Source organism: Aeromicrobium sp. MLTX1, assembly GCF_046452335.1.
In the GTDB taxonomy this organism is placed as follows: Bacteria; Actinomycetota; Actinomycetes; order Propionibacteriales; family Nocardioidaceae; genus Aeromicrobium.
Genome location: NZ_JBKFDN010000002.1, coordinates 798,217 through 813,396, shown reverse-complemented (window position 1 = coordinate 813,396; position 15,180 = coordinate 798,217). Strand labels below are relative to the sequence as shown.

The following is a 15,180-nucleotide window of genomic DNA, read 5'->3' as shown; positions in this document are numbered from 1 at the left end:
CGCGGCACGGCTGGTCGCGGGGCCGCGCTGGCCGGTCGTCGTTACGATGGAGCAATGGCTTCAGTGCTCAGCTCCGTGTCCGGTCCCGCCGATCTGCGGCGCCTGGACGACGAGTCGCTGACGCGACTCGCCGCGGAGGTCCGCGAGCTGCTGATCGAGTCGGTCGCGGCGAACGGCGGACACCTCGGTCCCAACCTCGGCGTCGTCGAGCTGACGATCGCGCTGCACCGCGTCTTCGACTCGCCGAACGACAAGATCGTGTGGGACACGGGCCACCAGGCGTACGTGCACAAGATGCTCACGGGCCGGGCCGACCAGTTCGGCGACCTGCGCAAGGAGGGCGGCCTCTCGGGCTACCCCAGCCACGCCGAGTCGCCCCACGACTGGGTCGAGAACTCGCACGCCTCCACGTCGCTGTCCTACGCCGACGGCCTGGCGCGCGCCAACGCCGTACAGGGCAAGGACGACCACGTCGTCGCGGTGATCGGCGACGGCGCCCTCACGGGCGGCATGGCGTGGGAGGCCATCAACAACATCTGCGCCGACAACTGTCGCCGCGTGGTCATCGTCGTCAACGACAACGGCCGCTCCTACACGCCCACGGTCGGCGGCCTGGCCAACCGGCTCACCCAGATCCGTACCAACCCGCGCTACGAGCCCGCGCTGAGCGCGATCCGCGAGCGCATGACCACGGGCCCGAAGGTCGCCGAGGTCGCCTACGAGGCGCTGCACGCGATCAAGAAGGGCTTCAAGGACGCGCTCGCGCCCCAGGGCATGTTCGAGGACCTCGGCATCAAGTACCTCGGTCCCGTCGACGGCCACGACCGTCGCGCGATGGAGCAGGCGCTCACCGCGGCCCGCAACTTCGGCGGCCCCGTGCTGGTCCACGCGATCACCACGAAGGGCCAGGGCTACGACATCGCCGTGGCCAACGAGAACGACCAGATGCACCAGGCGCACCCGTTCGACCGCTCCACGGGCGAGGCCATCAGCATCGCCCCGGCGGGCTGGACCTCGGTCTTCCGCGACGAGATCGTGCGCATCGCCGACGACCGTTCCGACATCGTGGGCATCACGGCCGCCATGCTGTACCCCACAGGCCTGGACGCCTTCGCCGACAAGTTCCCCGACCGCGTGCTCGACGTCGGCATCGCCGAGCAGCACGCCGTCACCAGCGCGGCTGGCATGGCGATGGGCGGTCTGCACCCCGTCGTCGCGGTCTACGCCACCTTCCTCAACCGCGCCTTCGACCAGGTCCTCATGGACGTCGCCCTGCACCGCCTGGGCGTCACGTTCGTGCTCGACCGCGCCGGCGTCACGGGCGACGACGGCGCCAGCCACAACGGCATGTGGGACCTCTCGCTGCTCCAGCTGGTCCCCGGCCTCCACCTGGCCGCGCCGCGCGACGGGAGCCGCCTGCGCGAGCTGTTGCGCGAGGCCGTCACGATCGACGACGCCCCCAGCGTGGTCCGCTTCGCGAAGGGTCCGGTCGCGCCGGACCTCGAGGCGATCGACCGCGTGGGCACGGTCGACGTCCTGCACCGCAGCGAGGGCTCCGAGGTCCTCGTCGTCGGCGTGGGCACGATGGCCGCCACGGCCGTCGACGTCGCCCAGCGGCTCGAGGCCGAGGGCGTGCCCGCCACGGCCGTCGACCCCCGCTGGATCAAGCCGCTCGACCCGGCCGTCCTCGATCTCGCGGCTGAGCACCGCCTCGTCGTCACGATCGAGGACAACGGCCGCCAGGGCGGCGTGGGCTCCACGATCCTGCACGCTGTGAGCGATCGCGGACTCGACGTCCCGGTGCGCATCCACGCCGTGGAGCAGGAGTTCCTCGACCACGCGAAGCGCGACGTCATCCTGAAGCGCCTGGGCCTGACGGCCGAGTCGATCGCCGAGGACGCGCTCGGCCGGCTCCGGGAATTCTCCGAGGGTGAGCGACGTTGACGCGGAAGTGGTTTTCACGACGACGTTCCGATGAGTACGAGCGCGACCCGATCCCGCTGATCGTCGCCCTCGACGGCTTCCTGAGCGCGGGATCCTCCTCCGTCCTGGCGGCGGAGCAGCTGCGCACCTCCGACGCCGAGGTGATCCACGAGTTCGACCTCGACTCGATGCTGGACTACCGCGCGCGGCGACCCCCGATCACGTTCCGGCGCGACCACTACGTGGACTACGTCGAGCCGGTCCTGCAGATCACGCGCCACCACGACCGCGCCGGCACGCCCTACCTGCTGCTGGCGGGCCCCGAGCCCGACTTCGGCTGGGAGGCCTTCGCGGCCGAGACGATCGACGTGGTGTCCGAGCTGGGCGTCCCGCTGACCGTGGGCCTCGGGGGAGTGCCGATGGGCGTGCCCCACACCCGTCCGCCGCTGCTGACGATGCACGGCACGCGTCCCGAGCTCGTCGACCGGAAGAACTTCTGGAACGCCGAGGTCTCGGTGCCGTCCTCCGCGCAGTCGCTGCTGGAGTTCCGCATGCGCGAGCACGGTCTCGACGCGATCGGCTACGTGGTGCACGTGCCGCACTACCTCGCCCAGGTCGAGTACCCCACGGCGGCGCTCGCGCTGCTCGAGGCGGTCGGCCTGCGCCTGGGGCTGGACCTCGACCTCGAGGAGCTGCGTGCGCGCCAGCCCGAGTCGATCACCGAGATCGAGCAGCAGATCGCCGACCAGGACGGCGAGCAGGTGCTGCACGGCCTCGAGGAGCAGTACGACATCTTCAGCCGCGGCGCGGCCGAGTCGCTGCTCGCCGACGACGCCAGCCTCCCCACGGGCGACGAGCTCGCCAGCCAGCTGGAGCAGTTCCTGGCGCGTCAGCGCAAGGACGACCAGGGCTGACGCCAGGAGATCCCCTGTGAGCACGGTTACCGCTCCCGGGAGCCCACGGTGCCCCGGAGACAGGGCCGATCTTCGATAGGATCGCGATCGTGCCTGCCTCCGTGAACGAACTCGTCGAACTGCTCCAGATCGAACAGCTCGAGGTGAACCTCTTCCGCGGAGGACAGCCCCGGAAGTCGCGCCTGCAGCGCGTCTTCGGCGGCCAGGTGGCCGGGCAGGCCGTGAGCGCCGCCCAGCACACCGTCACCGACGGCAAGCACCTGCACTCGCTGCACGCCTACTTCATCCTCGGCGGCGACCCGAGCATCCCGATCATCTACGACGTCGAGAGCGTGCGCGACGGTCGCTCCTTCGCCACGCGCCGGGTGTCGGCGCGCCAGCACGGCGAGGTCATCTTCTACATGACCGCGTCGTTCCAGCGCGACGAGGAGGGCTGGGACCACCAGGACGTCCTGCCGCCCACGCCGGGTCCGGAGGAGGCCACGTCGATGCTCGACCTGGTGAAGTACATCAGCCCCGACGGCGCCGAGCAGTGGAAGCAGGAGTGGGGCGGCTTCGACATGCGCTACGTGGGCGACCCGCGCCCCGAGGACGACCCCAGCCGCCCGTACGTGCCGGTCGTGCAGCGGATGTGGTTCAAGGCCAGCGACCGGCTGCCCGACGACCCCGAGCTGCACCGCGCGGCGTTCACGTACTACAGCGACTTCAGCCTGCTGGGCGCGTCGCTCGTGCCTCACGGCCTCGTGATCAGCTCGCCGAAGGTCCAGCCGGCCTCGCTCGACCACGTGGTGTGGTTCCACCGGCCGTTCCGGGCCGACGAGTGGCTGCTGTACGACCAGACGTCGCCGTCGGCGTCGGGTGCCCGCGGCCTGAGCACCGCCCGCGTGTTCACGCAGGACGGCACGCTCGTGGCCACGGTGGCGCAGGAGGGCCTGATCCGGCCGGCGAAGCCGCGCGAGCAGCGCTGACCCCGCCGGCCGGGAGGCGATCAGGCCGGGGTGATCCGGCCTACGAGGTGGGGGACCGACTTCCGGGCGTCGCGCACGCCGAAGGTCGTGACCTCGCCCCCGGACTCGGTGCCGAACACCACGGTGGACGGCAGCAGGACGGGCTTCTTGAACTCGACGTCCACCGTGTAGGCGTCGGGCAGCCGGTTCTGGAGCGTGGCGAGGCTGTGCGCCTTCGTCCACATGCCGTGCGCGATCTGGCGCGGGAACCCGAACGCCTTGGCCGTCCACGGGTAGAGGTGGATCGGGTTCCGGTCGCCGGAGACCGCGCCGTAGCGACGGCCCAGGTCGCTGCCGAGCTTCCAGTGCACGACGCCCTCCGGGGCGTCGACGCCGGCCAGCGGGGGCACGGTGGGCTCGTCGCCGCCGTGGCGGCTCCGGAACAGGACGGTCATCGTCTCGTCCCACATCAGCTCGCCGCCGACGTGCGCCTCGCTGACCAGCGAGATGAGCCGGCCCTTCGGGTGCGGGTCGTCGGAGGTGGCTCGCAGCGACAGCTCGTAGATCTCCTCACGGCCGATCGGGCGGTGCTGGGTGATGCGGTTGCGCAGGTGCACCGCGCCCATCGGCGGGAACGGGAACGCCGTGTCCGTCATGAGGCTCAGGTGCAGCGTGTGCGCCGCGATGTGCGGGTAGGTCGCGGGCAGCGTGTCGGCGCGCGAGAAGCCGCAGACCTCGTTGTAGCGGTCGAGGTGCGCGAGGTCGGTGGCGACCCGCGTGCGCCGCAGCGTGACGTCGGGCAGGCCGCCCTTCTCGTGCTTGATGCCCGGCAGCGTGCCGACGACCGGGATCGCCGGCAGCGCCGCCTTGAGCATGAGGGGCAGGCCCGCGGGGGCCTTGTCGTAGGTACGGGTGCTCATGTCAGGCCCCGAGGAAGCCCTGGCCGCACACGCGCACGACGTTGCCCGAGATCGCGGACGAGCCCGGGTGGCAGTACCAGGCGATCGCCTCGGCGACGTCGACCGGCTGGCCGCCCTGCGACAGCGAGCTGAGGCGGCGGCCGGCCTCGCGGATGCCCAGCGGCATCGTCTTGACCATGTCGGTCTCGATGAAGCCCGGGGCGATCGCGTTGACCGTGATGCCGTCGCCGGCCACCTGCGGGGCGAGCGCCTGGACGAAGCCGATGACGCCGGCCTTGGCCGTGCCGTAGTTGGTCTGGCCGTTGTTGCCCGCGATGCCGGCGATCGAGGAGATGCCGATGACGCGGCCGCCGGGGCGGATGAGCTTCTGCTCGAGCAGGTGGGCCGTGATCCGCTCGGGAGCGCCGACGCTGATGTCGACGACCTTCGCCCAGTTCTCGGCCTTCATGTTCTTGAGGCGCTTGTCGCGGGTGATGCCCGCGTTGTGGACGACGAGGTCGACGCCGTCGCCGAGGCCGGCGGCGATGGTCTCGGGCGCGTCGTCGGCGGTGATGTCGCAGACGATCGACGAGCCACCGAGCTCCTCCATCAGCGCGTCGAGGTCGGCCTGCAGCGGCGGGACGTCGAGGCCGATGATCGTGGCGCCGTCGCGGTGCAGCGTGCGGGCCATGGCAGCGCCGAGGCCGCGCGAGGCGCCGGTGACGAGCGCGACCTTGCCGGCCAGCGGGAGGGCCGGGTCGGCGGGGGAGTCGGCCTCGACGAGGTCGGTGGTGCCCAGGCGGACGACCTGGCCGTCGACGAACGCGGACTTCGGCGAGAGCAGGAACTGCAGGGTGGAGCCGATCGCGTCCTTCGACTCGGGCGTGACGTAGACGAGGTTGGCCGTGCTGCCGTTGGCGCCGATCTCCTTGCCGAGCGAGCGGACGAAGCCCTCGAGGCCGCGCTGCGCGATGGCGGCGCCGACCGAGCCGGCGCGCTCGGGCAGCACGCCGACGACGACGATCTTGGCGCTGGGCGCGAGGCTGCGCAGGACGGGCGTGAAGAACTCCTGGAGCGCGACGGTGCCGGCCGCGGAGTCGATGATCGAGGCGTCGAAGACCAGGCCCTTGTAGCGGCGACCCTCGGCGCGCACGGTGGTGGTGTCGATGCCGGCGCCCTTGAGCAGGCCCGGGAGGGACTCGGCGACCAGGCCCGCGCCGCCGATCAGGACGGGACCGTCGACCAGCGCGCCGCCGCGGTAGCGCTCGAGCTCCGGCGGGTTCGGCAGGCCCAGGTTCTTCACCAGGAACTGGCCGATCGGGTTCTGGATCATCGACTTGTAACGGTCGCTCATCGCGGGATGTGTCCTATCTCTCGGATCTCTCAGATACCATCGGTATCTGAACGCGTTAAGGTGACTCTAGCCTGCACGACAGCGCCACGGCAAAGGAAAGCGACGAAGGTCGCAGACGAAAGGTTCCTCATGGCTGACAAGCCCTCCACGAAGGCCGCGAAGGCCGCCTCCCAGGACGCCGCCACCATCCGCCGCGTCGCCGTCATCGGTGGCAACCGGATCCCGTTCGCGCGGTCCAACACCGTCTACACGGGCGTCTCCAACCAGGACATGCTGACCGCCGCCCTCGACGGGCTCGTCGAGCGCTTCGGCCTCGAGGGCGAGCGCGCCGGTGAGGTCGTCGCCGGAGCCGTCCTGAAGCACGCGCGCGACTTCAACCTCACCCGCGAGGTCGTCCTGGGCTCCAAGCTGTCGCCCGCGACGCCCGCCACCGACATCCAGCAGGCGTGCGGCACGGGCCTGCAGGCCGCGTTCCAGGTCGCGAACAAGATCGCCCTGGGCAAGATCGAGTTCGGCATCGCCGGTGGCACCGACACCACGTCCGACGCGCCGCTGGCCGTCAACGACAAGCTGCGCAAGATCCTGCTGCAGGCCAACCAAGCCAACGCCAAGGGCGACAAGAAGGCCCTGCTGAAGCTGTTCGGCAAGATCCGCCCGAGCCACCTCGCGCCCGACCAGCCGCGCAACGCCGAGCCCCGCACGGGCCTGTCGATGGGCGACCACCAGGCCCTCACCACGCACGAGTGGGGGATCACCCGCGAGGCGCAGGACGAGCTCGCCGCGCGCTCGCACCAGAACCTCGCCGCCGCGTGGGAGTCGGGCTGGCAGGACGACCTCGTCACGCCGTACAACGGCGTCGAGCGCGACAACCACCTGCGTCCCGACTCCACGGTCGAGAAGCTCGCGAAGCTCAAGCCCGTCTTCGGCAAGCAGCTGGGCGAGGCCGCCACGATGACGGCCGGCAACTCCACGCCGCTGTCCGACGGCGCGTCGGTCGCGCTGCTGGCCTCGGAGGAGGAGGCCGCGCGTCGCGGCTGGGACGTGAAGGCGTTCCTCGTCGACTACGAGACGGCGGCCGTCGACTACGTCAACGGCGGCGAGGGCCTGCTCATGGCGCCCGCGTACGCGGTGCCGCGCATGCTCGAGCGCAACGGCCTGACCCTCCAGGACTTCGACTTCTACGAGATCCACGAGGCGTTCGCCGGTCAGGTGCTGTCGACCCTCGCGGCCTGGGAGGACGCGGACTTCTGCAAGCAGCGTCTCGGCCTCGACAGCCCGCTCGGCTCGATCGACCGCGACAAGCTCAACGTCAAGGGCTCGTCGCTCGCCGCCGCGCACCCGTTCGCGGCCACGGGCGGGCGCATCATCGCCAACCTCGCGAAGCTGCTGGAGGAGAAGGGCTCGGGTCGTGGCCTGATCTCGATCTGCGCCGCCGGCGGCCAGGGCGTCGTGGCGATCCTCGAGCGCTGACCGACGAACGACAGCGGGGCCGGTGGCATCAGCCACCGGCCCCGCTTTCGTGTCTGGGGGAGGGTCAGTCCGGGCGCTCGACGATGGCACGCACCGACCGCTTCGCGAGGTCGAGCACCTCGGTCGTGGGCAGGTGCTCCATGGTGGGCAGGCCCGAGTTGAGCTCGCGGATCGAGCGCTGGAACGTCACGAGGTTCAGGATGCCCAGGCCCTGCGTGTACATGATGTTCGCGATGAGCTCGGGGTCCTTGACGTCGAACTCGCCGCTGGCGTTGCCCGCCTCGATCGCCGAGGTGATGTGGTCGAAGCAGCGGTTGATCGCCGCGCCGAGCTCGGTGAGCCGCTCGAGGCTGATCTGCTCCAGCAGCTCGGAGCCGCGGTGGCGCAGCAGCGACTGCGCGCAGTCGACGAAGGCGGGGTACTCGGTGCCGTAGGAGAGGAACTCCACCGTGATGGTGTCGATCCGCTGGCCGGGCGTGAGCTCGGGGTCGTCGGACTTGGCCAGCCGCGTCTCGAGCTGGTTGAGGTAGTCCACCAGCGTCATCGCGAAGAGCTCTTCCTTCGTGGTGAAGTGGCGGTAGATGATCGCGCGGTTGATGCCGACGGCCCGGGCGATGTCCTCGATCTGCGCGTCCCGCATGCGTCGCTCGTCGAAGAGCGTGCGGGTCGCATCGAGGATCTCGCGCGTGCGTTGCGCCCTGCGCTCGACGATGGCCATGACACCGACCCTATCGGTCCGGTCCGCGTTTGCAGCGGTCGCGTCGGCCCGTCGGAGCAGAAAATGTGAGGCAGGACACCGCTAGGGTGGCGGCATGGGGAAGTTGGACATTCGTACGAAGCGGTGCCTCGTCACGGGCGCCGCCGGGGGCATCGGCGCCGCCACTGCTGTCGCGCTCGGCCGGGCGGGAGCCCACGTGGTGCTGACCGACCTCGACCGCGAGGGGCTCGACCGCACGGCCGAGCAGGTGCGTGCCGAGGGCGGCCGCGTGCTCCTGGCGCGCTCGGTCGACCTGACCGACGCGGACGCCGTGCGCACCTTTGCGGCGGAGGTCGAGTCGGAGATGGGGCCGCTCGACGTGCTGCTCAACATCGCGGGCATCTCGATCTGGGGCACGATCGACCGGCTCCGGGAGGAGCACTGGCGCCGGCTCCTCGACGTCAACCTGATGGGACCGGTGCACGTGATGTCGGCGTTCCTGCCCGCCATGATCGAGGCCGGCCGCGGAGGGCACGTGGTCAACGTCTCGAGCGCGGCGGGGATCTTCGGCCTGCCGTGGCACGCCGCCTACAGCGCGAGCAAGTTCGGCCTCCGTGGCGTCTCCGAGGTGCTGCGGTTCGACCTGCGCCGCCACGGCATCGGCGTCAGCCTCGTGTGCCCGGGCGCGGTCGCCACGCCGCTCGTCGAGGGGCTCGAGGTCGTCGGGGTCGACCGGTCGGCGCCCTCGATCCGGGCGGTGGAGCGACGCTTCCTCCGGCACGCGATCAGTCCGGACGAGGCCGCGGCCGCAATCGTCAAGGGGTTGGAGCGCCGTCGCTACTGGGTCTACACCTCGCGCGACATCCGCCTCGGTCACTACGCGCAGCGCTGGTTCCCGTGGGGGTACGAGGCGGTGATGCGGCTGCTGAACCGCAGCCTCACGCGGGCCGAGGCGAGGGCCGCCGCCGGAGCGGGCCGATGAGGGCGCCCCGCGTCGCCCCCGGACGCCGCCGCCAGCTCGGACTCGTGAACTTCCTGCTCGGCAAGGCGCTGTCCCGCGGCGCCGGCGTGCGCGAGGCGCACCTGTTCACCACCCTCGGTCGCAACCGCTCGCTGTTCCGGGCGTGGCTCGTCTACTCGGGCGCCCTCATGCTGCGCGGCCGCCTGCCGCGACGCGAGACCGAGCTCGTGATCCTGCGCGTCGCGCACCACTGCGACAGCGACTACGAGCGCCGTCACCACGTGCGGCTCGGCCGCCGCGCCGGGCTGACGACCGAGGAGATCGAGCGCACGCGTGCCGACGACCGCGAAGGGTGGAAGCCCTCGGACGCCGTGCTGCTCGCCGCCACCGACCAGCTGATCGCCCACGAGGGCGTCGACGACGCCACGTGGGCGCGGCTGCGCTCCTACTGGGACGAGGCGCAGACGATCGAGCTCACCCTCCTCGTCGGTCAGTACCGCGGCCTGGCCACCACGATTCGCACGCTCGGGATCGCGCCCGACCCCTCGACGGACCGAGACCGGCGTCGTACGTTCGGACGACCGACGGCAGGGGAGACGCGATGCACGACGTGACGTACTCGATGGGACTGACGCTCGACGGCTACATCGTCGGGCCCGACGGCTCCTTCGACTGGGGCGCGACGGACGAGACGATCACCGAGATCATGGAGATCTCGCTCGACGAGATCGCGGGCGTCTCCACGCACCTGATGGGCCGGCGGATCTACGAGACGATGCTCTACTGGGAGACGGCCGCCGAGGACCCCGACCTGAGCGACCTGGAGCGCCGCTGGACCGAGCGGTGGAACCCGCTGCCGAAGGTCGTCCTCTCGCGCTCGCTCACCGAGGTGCAGGGCGCTGCGCGGCTGGCCACCGGCACGCTGCAGGAGGAGATCGAGCGGCTCAAGGCCGAGCCGGGGGACGGCGACATCGCGATCGGGGGCGCCACGCTGGCGGCGCAGGCCGCCGACCTCGGTCTCATCGACGAGTACCGCCTGCGGGTGAGTCCGGTCCTCGTCGGCGGAGGCATCCCCTTCTTCACACACGGTCGCCGCCGCGTCGACCTCGACCTCGTCGAGAGCCGCGAGTGCGCCGCCGGCCTGATGTACCTGCGGTACCGCGTCAGGCGCTGATCGGCCGGCTCTCGCCGACGCGCGAAATGTCGGACCTCGCCCGTAGGCTCGACGCATGAGACCTGTCTCCGAGCTCACGCGGCAGGTGGCGCCGTTCGAGGTCGTCTCCGAGTACCAGCCCGCCGGCGACCAGCCCGCCGCGATCGCCGAGATCACGCAGCGCATCCAGGGCGGGACGAACGACGTCGTCCTCATGGGCGCCACCGGCACTGGCAAGACCGCCACCACGGCGTGGCTGGCCGAGCAGCTGCAGCGCCCGATGCTCGTCATGCTGCCGAACAAGACCCTGGCCGCGCAGTTCGCCAACGAGCTGCGCGAGCTGCTGCCGAACAACGCCGTCGAGTACTTCGTCTCGTACTACGACTACTACCAGCCCGAGGCGTACATCGCGCAGAGCGACACCTACATCGAGAAGGACTCCTCGATCAACGAGGAGGTCGAGCGGCTGCGTCACTCGGCCACGTGGTCGCTGCTCACGCGGCGCGACGTCATCGTGGTCGCCACCGTGTCGTGCATCTACGGCCTCGGCTCGGCGCAGGAGTACCTCAACCGCATGATCGGGTTCAAGGTCGGCGACGAGATGGGCCGCGACCACCTGCTGCGCACGCTCGTCCAGGCGCAGTACGTGCGCAACGACGTCAGCTCCACGCGCGGCACGTTCCGCGTGAAGGGCGACACCGTCGAGATCTTCCCCGTCTACCAGGAGATGGCGGTGCGGGTGGAGTTCTTCGGCGACGAGATCGAGCGCCTCATGACCCTGCACCCGCTCACCGGCGAGGTGCTCAGCGACGACCAGGAGCTCTACGTCGGCGCCGCGACGCACTACGCCGCCGGCCCCGAGGTGATGGCCCGGGCGATCGAGCGCATCAAGGTCGAGCTCGAGGAGCGCCTCCAGGTGCTCGAGCGCGAGAACAAGCTGCTCGAGGCCCAGCGCCTGCGCATGCGCACCACGTACGACCTCGAGATGATGGAGCAGGTCGGCACCTGCTCCGGCATCGAGAACTACTCGCTGCACATGGACGGCCGGCCGCCGGGCTCGGCGCCGAACTGCCTGCTCGACTACTTCCCGCAGGACTTCGTCCTCGTCGTCGACGAGTCGCACGTGACGATCCCGCAGATCGGCGCGATGTACGAGGGCGACATGAGCCGCAAGCGCTCGCTCGTCGAGCACGGCTTCCGCCTGCCCAGCGCGATGGACAACCGGCCGCTCAAGTGGCCCGAGTTCCTCCAGCGCATCGGCCAGACCGTCTACCTCTCGGCCACGCCGGGCGACTACGAGATGGGCAAGGTCGAGGGCGACGTCGTCGAGCAGGTCATCCGCCCCACGGGTCTGATCGACCCCGAGGTCATCGTGAAGCCCACGAAGGGCCAGATCGACGACCTCATCGGCGAGATCAACGACCGCGTCGAGCGCAACGAGCGCGTCCTGGTCACCACGCTGACCAAGAAGATGTCCGAGGACCTCACCGACTACCTGCTCGAGGCCGGCATCCGCACGCGCTACCTGCACAGCGAGGTCGACACGCTGCGCCGCGTCGAGCTGCTGCGCGAGCTCCGGATGGGGGAGTACGACGTCCTCGTCGGCATCAACCTCCTGCGCGAGGGCCTCGACCTGCCCGAGGTCAGCCTCGTGGCGATCCTCGACGCCGACAAGGAGGGCTTCCTGCGGTCGGGCCGCTCGCTCATCCAGACGATCGGCCGTGCGGCGCGCAACGTGTCGGGCCAGGTCATCATGTACGCCGACCGGATCACCGACTCGATGGCCGCGGCGATCGACGAGACCAACCGCCGTCGCGAGAAGCAGGTCGCCTACAACACCGAGCGCGGCATCGACCCGCAGCCGCTGCGCAAGAAGATCGGCGACATCACCGACATGCTCGCCCGCGAGGACGAGGACACCCGCGCGCTGCTCGCCGCCACCGGCGACCACAAGCGCAAGGGCGCGGCCGTGCCGCTGGGCCAGCACACGAAGAACCTCGCCGACCTGCCGTCCGAGGAGCTGGCAGCGCTCATCGACCAGCTGTCCGACCAGATGCACCAGGCCGCGGCCGACCTGCAGTTCGAGGTCGCGGCTCGCCTGCGCGACGAGATCGGCGAGCTCAAGCGCGAGCTGCGCGGGATGCTCGGCGCCGGCACCTGAATTGGCGCTGTCACCACCGTGCTGCGAGACTGTTCCGGCGGAGGGGAGTATTCCCATCACCGGCGTCTCGTCAGCACGGGGGTCATCGTCGACCACCCCGGGACGCCGGACCGGCTCGCTGCACGGCCCGGTGGAAGAGACCTCCGAGTCGTAGCCGACCCGGAGAGAACAGAGGACCGCCTGTGAACGTCAGCACGCTCGAGTGGGGTGTCACCATCGGGGTGACCATCGCCATCTTGCTGTTCGACATCATCGTCATCGCCCGCAAGCCGCACGAGCCCACCACCAAGGAGTGCGCGCTCTACCTGTCGTTCTACATCGGCCTGGCCGTGGCGTTCGGCGCCTGGGTCTGGTCGTTCCACGGCCACCAGTACGGCATCGAGTTCTACGCCGGCTGGCTCACCGAGTACAGCCTGTCGATCGACAACCTGTTCATCTTCATCATCATCATGAGCAGCTTCGCCGTCCCGCGGAAGTACCAGCAGGAGGCGCTGCTCGTCGGCATCATCCTGGCGCTGGTGTTCCGCGGCATCTTCATCGCGCTCGGCGCCGTGGCGATCAACGAGTTCTCGTGGGTCTTCTACATCTTCGGCGCGTTCCTGCTCTACACGGCGGTGAAGCTGGCGAAGAACGACGACGAGGACGAGGACGTCGAGAACGCCGTCGTCCGCTTCGCGCGCAAGCGCTTCAACATGAGCGACACGTGGGACGGCCTCAAGCTGGTCGTCCGCGAGAACGGCCGTCGCGCGATCACGCCGATGGCGCTGGTCATCATCGCGCTGGGCACCACCGACATCCTGTTCGCGCTCGACTCGATCCCCGCGATCTTCGGCCTGACGCAGGAGCCGTACATCGTCTTCACCGCCAACGTGTTCGCGCTGATGGGCCTGCGCCAGCTGTACTTCCTGCTGGGCGACCTGCTGCAGCGCCTCGTGTTCCTGTCGTACGGCCTGGCGTTCCTGCTGTTCTACATTGGCATCAAGCTGGTGCTGCACGCGCTGCACGAGAACGAGCTGCCGTTCATCAACGGTGGCGAGCCGGTGCACCACATCGGCCCGATCCCGGTGCCGGAGATCCCCACGCTGCTCAGCCTCGGCGTGATCATCGTGACGCTGACGGTCACCGCGGTGGCCAGCCTCTGGTACTCCAAGAAGTACCCCGAGCGCGTCGGCGGCGGCCACTAGGAGCCGCGCCCGCCGCCGAGTGGCTGGGGGTCAGGGGATGTCGTGGGGCGGCAGGTCGTCCGGCGAGCCCACCTCCAGCCGCTCGCCCCGGCGGCGGCTCAGCAGGTACATCGGCACCGACAGCACCAGGCCGATGACCAGCAGCACGCCCGCGATCTCGTACTGCTCGGCCGGGCGCCCCGACAGCGGCGTCACCAGGTACACGCACGTGACGACGCCCAGGATGGCCACGGGCGCCGCGGTGGAGAAGTGCGAGTGGTCGACGCGGTCCTTGCGCAGCACCAGCACGGCGGTGTTCACCACCGCGAACACGGCCAGCAGCAGCAGGCTCGTGGTGCCGCCGAGGATCGCGACGGCCTCGGTGCTGGCGTTCGACACGTAGGCGATCAGGCCCAGCGCAAGGGCCGTCGTGAGCACGATCGCGGCCCACGGGGTCTGGCGGCTGCTCACCTTGGAGATGCTGCGCGGGATGATGCCCTGCTTCGACATGCCGTACAGCAGTCGGCTGGCCATCAGCATGTTGATGAGCGCCGAGTTCGCGACGGCGAACATCGAGATGAACGGCAGGATCTGGTCGATCGGGATGTCGGGCGCGCCGCGCTCGACCACCGTGACCAGCGGGGTGTCGTTGCCGGCGAGCTCGCCCACGGGCACGATGGCGACCGCGCAGATCGACACCAGGATGTAGATGACGCCGGTGACGCCCAGGCCCGTCAGCATGATCTTCGGGAAGATCCGGTTCGGCTCGTGGCACTCCTCGGCCATGTTCACCGCGTCCTCGAAGCCGACCATCGCGAAGAAGGCCAGCGAGGTCGCCGTGGTCACGGCGAGGAAGACGTTCTTGTCGTCGGGCGTCTCGAACGCGACGACCCGGCCCCAGTCGGCCTCGCCCCCGGCGATCGCCCAGAAGCCGACGAAGATGACCAGCAGCAGGCCCGAGAGCTCGATCAGCGTCAGCACGACGTTGGTCTTGACGCCCTCGCTGACACCGCGCAGGTTGATCGCGGCGACGAGCAGCATGAAGCCCAGCGCGATCAGCATGATCTCGAAGTTGGAGGCCTTCCAGTCGATGCCGACGGCCAGGTTCGACGCGAACGCCCGAGCGGCCGTCGACGCCGACGTGATTCCCGAGCACATGACCGTGAACGCCACCATGAACGTGAACAGGTGGATGCCGAACGCCTTGTGCACGTAGAGCGCGGCGCCGGCGGCCTGCGGGTACTTGGTGACCAGCTCGAGGTACGACAGCGCCGTCAGCAGCGCGACCCCGAAGGCGACCAGGAACGGCAGCCACGCGGCGCCGCCGACCTCGGCCGCGACCTGCCCCGTGAGGGCGTACACGCCCGTGCCGAGGATGTCTCCGATGATGAAGAGCAGCAGCAGCTTGGGTCCGAGAACCCTCCTGAGCTCGGTGGGCTGGTCGTCGGTGCTGGTCGCCATGTCTCCCCCTCTAGGTTCCCTACAGAGTCGACCCGCGGGGCCGATCCGGCAACCCGTCACGGAATCGGACCCGCGAC

At 70.0% G+C, this 15,180-nt stretch carries 13 protein-coding genes; 9 read left to right on the top strand and 4 right to left on the bottom strand.

Annotated elements, in window-relative coordinates; all coding sequences use genetic code 11:
• Positions 1-54 precede the first annotated feature (54 nt).
• The 3 genes from dxs to ACK99Q_RS14410 all read left to right on the top strand — a co-directional run bounded on the left by dxs (position 55) and on the right by ACK99Q_RS14410 (position 3,805).
• A complete protein-coding gene (gene dxs, locus ACK99Q_RS14420; protein WP_410186804.1) occupies positions 55-1,944 on the top strand; it encodes a 1-deoxy-D-xylulose-5-phosphate synthase in 1,890 nt (629 codons plus the stop codon).
• Positions 1,941-2,837 (top strand): proteasome assembly chaperone family protein, encoded by an 897-nt coding sequence (locus ACK99Q_RS14415; RefSeq protein ID WP_410186803.1) that lies wholly within the window; start codon positions 1,941-1,943, stop codon positions 2,835-2,837. The genes dxs and ACK99Q_RS14415 overlap by 4 nt, the downstream gene beginning before the upstream one ends.
• Before the next feature lie 89 nt (positions 2,838-2,926).
• The gene (locus ACK99Q_RS14410; protein WP_410186802.1) at positions 2,927-3,805 is read left to right on the top strand and encodes an acyl-CoA thioesterase; all 879 of its coding nucleotides are present in this window, start codon (positions 2,927-2,929) and stop codon (positions 3,803-3,805) included.
• A gap of 20 nt (positions 3,806-3,825) precedes the next feature.
• Here the strand turns inward: ACK99Q_RS14410 and ACK99Q_RS14405 are convergent, their stop codons facing one another.
• Positions 3,826-4,704, bottom strand: a complete 879-nt coding sequence (locus ACK99Q_RS14405; RefSeq protein ID WP_410186801.1) for a MaoC family dehydratase — start codon at positions 4,702-4,704, stop codon at positions 3,826-3,828.
• Between the two features lies 1 nt (position 4,705).
• On the bottom strand, positions 4,706-6,037 hold the full coding sequence (locus ACK99Q_RS14400; RefSeq protein ID WP_410186800.1) for a 3-oxoacyl-ACP reductase: 1,332 nt from the start codon (positions 6,035-6,037) through the stop codon (positions 4,706-4,708).
• Between the two features lie 129 nt (positions 6,038-6,166).
• On the opposite strand from ACK99Q_RS14400, the gene ACK99Q_RS14395 reads away from it, so the two are divergent.
• On the top strand, positions 6,167-7,507 hold the full coding sequence (locus ACK99Q_RS14395) for an acetyl-CoA C-acetyltransferase (protein WP_410186799.1): 1,341 nt from the start codon (positions 6,167-6,169) through the stop codon (positions 7,505-7,507).
• Between the two features lie 64 nt (positions 7,508-7,571).
• On the opposite strand, the gene ACK99Q_RS14390 is transcribed toward ACK99Q_RS14395, so the two are convergent.
• On the bottom strand, positions 7,572-8,225 hold the full coding sequence (locus tag ACK99Q_RS14390) for a TetR/AcrR family transcriptional regulator (protein WP_410186798.1): 654 nt from the start codon (positions 8,223-8,225) through the stop codon (positions 7,572-7,574).
• A 94-nt stretch (positions 8,226-8,319) separates the two neighbouring features.
• Here ACK99Q_RS14390 and ACK99Q_RS14385 point away from each other — a divergent pair, with 94 nt between their 5' ends.
• From ACK99Q_RS14385 to ACK99Q_RS14365, 5 genes are all read left to right on the top strand, one after another.
• Positions 8,320-9,186: an SDR family oxidoreductase gene (locus ACK99Q_RS14385; protein ID WP_410186797.1), complete on the top strand. Its 867-nt coding sequence runs from the start codon at positions 8,320-8,322 to the stop codon at positions 9,184-9,186.
• Positions 9,183-9,779 carry a carboxymuconolactone decarboxylase family protein gene (locus ACK99Q_RS14380; protein ID WP_410186796.1) on the top strand — a complete coding sequence of 199 codons (597 nt, stop codon included), beginning with the start codon at positions 9,183-9,185 and terminating at the stop codon, positions 9,777-9,779. Before ACK99Q_RS14385 ends, ACK99Q_RS14380 begins: the two co-directional genes overlap by 4 nt.
• On the top strand, positions 9,767-10,339 hold the full coding sequence (locus ACK99Q_RS14375; RefSeq protein WP_410186795.1) for a dihydrofolate reductase family protein: 573 nt from the start codon (positions 9,767-9,769) through the stop codon (positions 10,337-10,339). Before ACK99Q_RS14380 ends, ACK99Q_RS14375 begins: the two co-directional genes overlap by 13 nt.
• Before the next feature lie 55 nt (positions 10,340-10,394).
• Positions 10,395-12,479: an excinuclease ABC subunit UvrB gene (gene uvrB / locus ACK99Q_RS14370; protein WP_410186794.1), complete on the top strand. Its 2,085-nt coding sequence runs from the start codon at positions 10,395-10,397 to the stop codon at positions 12,477-12,479.
• A gap of 221 nt (positions 12,480-12,700) precedes the next feature.
• On the top strand, positions 12,701-13,663 hold the full coding sequence (locus ACK99Q_RS14365; protein WP_410186793.1) for a TerC family protein: 963 nt from the start codon (positions 12,701-12,703) through the stop codon (positions 13,661-13,663).
• Positions 13,664-13,693: 30 nt separating this feature from the next.
• On the opposite strand, the gene ACK99Q_RS14360 is transcribed toward ACK99Q_RS14365, so the two are convergent.
• Positions 13,694-15,103: an APC family permease gene (locus ACK99Q_RS14360; protein WP_410186792.1), complete on the bottom strand. Its 1,410-nt coding sequence runs from the start codon at positions 15,101-15,103 to the stop codon at positions 13,694-13,696.
• Between the last annotated feature and the right edge of the window lie 77 nt (positions 15,104-15,180).

Excerpts from the sequence above, each read along its gene's own strand:
- dxs (WP_410186804.1), top strand. The coding sequence starts at position 55 with ATGGCTTCAGTGCTCAGCTCCGTGTCCGGTCCCGCCGATCTGCGGCGC.
- ACK99Q_RS14405 (WP_410186801.1), bottom strand. The coding sequence starts at position 4,704 with ATGAGCACCCGTACCTACGACAAGGCCCCCGCGGGCCTGCCCCTCATG.
- ACK99Q_RS14400 (WP_410186800.1), bottom strand. The coding sequence starts at position 6,037 with ATGAGCGACCGTTACAAGTCGATGATCCAGAACCCGATCGGCCAGTTC.
- ACK99Q_RS14395 (WP_410186799.1), top strand. The coding sequence starts at position 6,167 with ATGGCTGACAAGCCCTCCACGAAGGCCGCGAAGGCCGCCTCCCAGGAC.
- ACK99Q_RS14390 (WP_410186798.1), bottom strand. The coding sequence starts at position 8,225 with ATGGCCATCGTCGAGCGCAGGGCGCAACGCACGCGCGAGATCCTCGAT.
- ACK99Q_RS14385 (WP_410186797.1), top strand. The coding sequence starts at position 8,320 with ATGGGGAAGTTGGACATTCGTACGAAGCGGTGCCTCGTCACGGGCGCC.
- ACK99Q_RS14380 (WP_410186796.1), top strand. The coding sequence starts at position 9,183 with ATGAGGGCGCCCCGCGTCGCCCCCGGACGCCGCCGCCAGCTCGGACTC.
- ACK99Q_RS14375 (WP_410186795.1), top strand. The coding sequence starts at position 9,767 with ATGCACGACGTGACGTACTCGATGGGACTGACGCTCGACGGCTACATC.
- uvrB (WP_410186794.1), top strand. The coding sequence starts at position 10,395 with ATGAGACCTGTCTCCGAGCTCACGCGGCAGGTGGCGCCGTTCGAGGTC.
- ACK99Q_RS14360 (WP_410186792.1), bottom strand. The coding sequence starts at position 15,103 with ATGGCGACCAGCACCGACGACCAGCCCACCGAGCTCAGGAGGGTTCTC.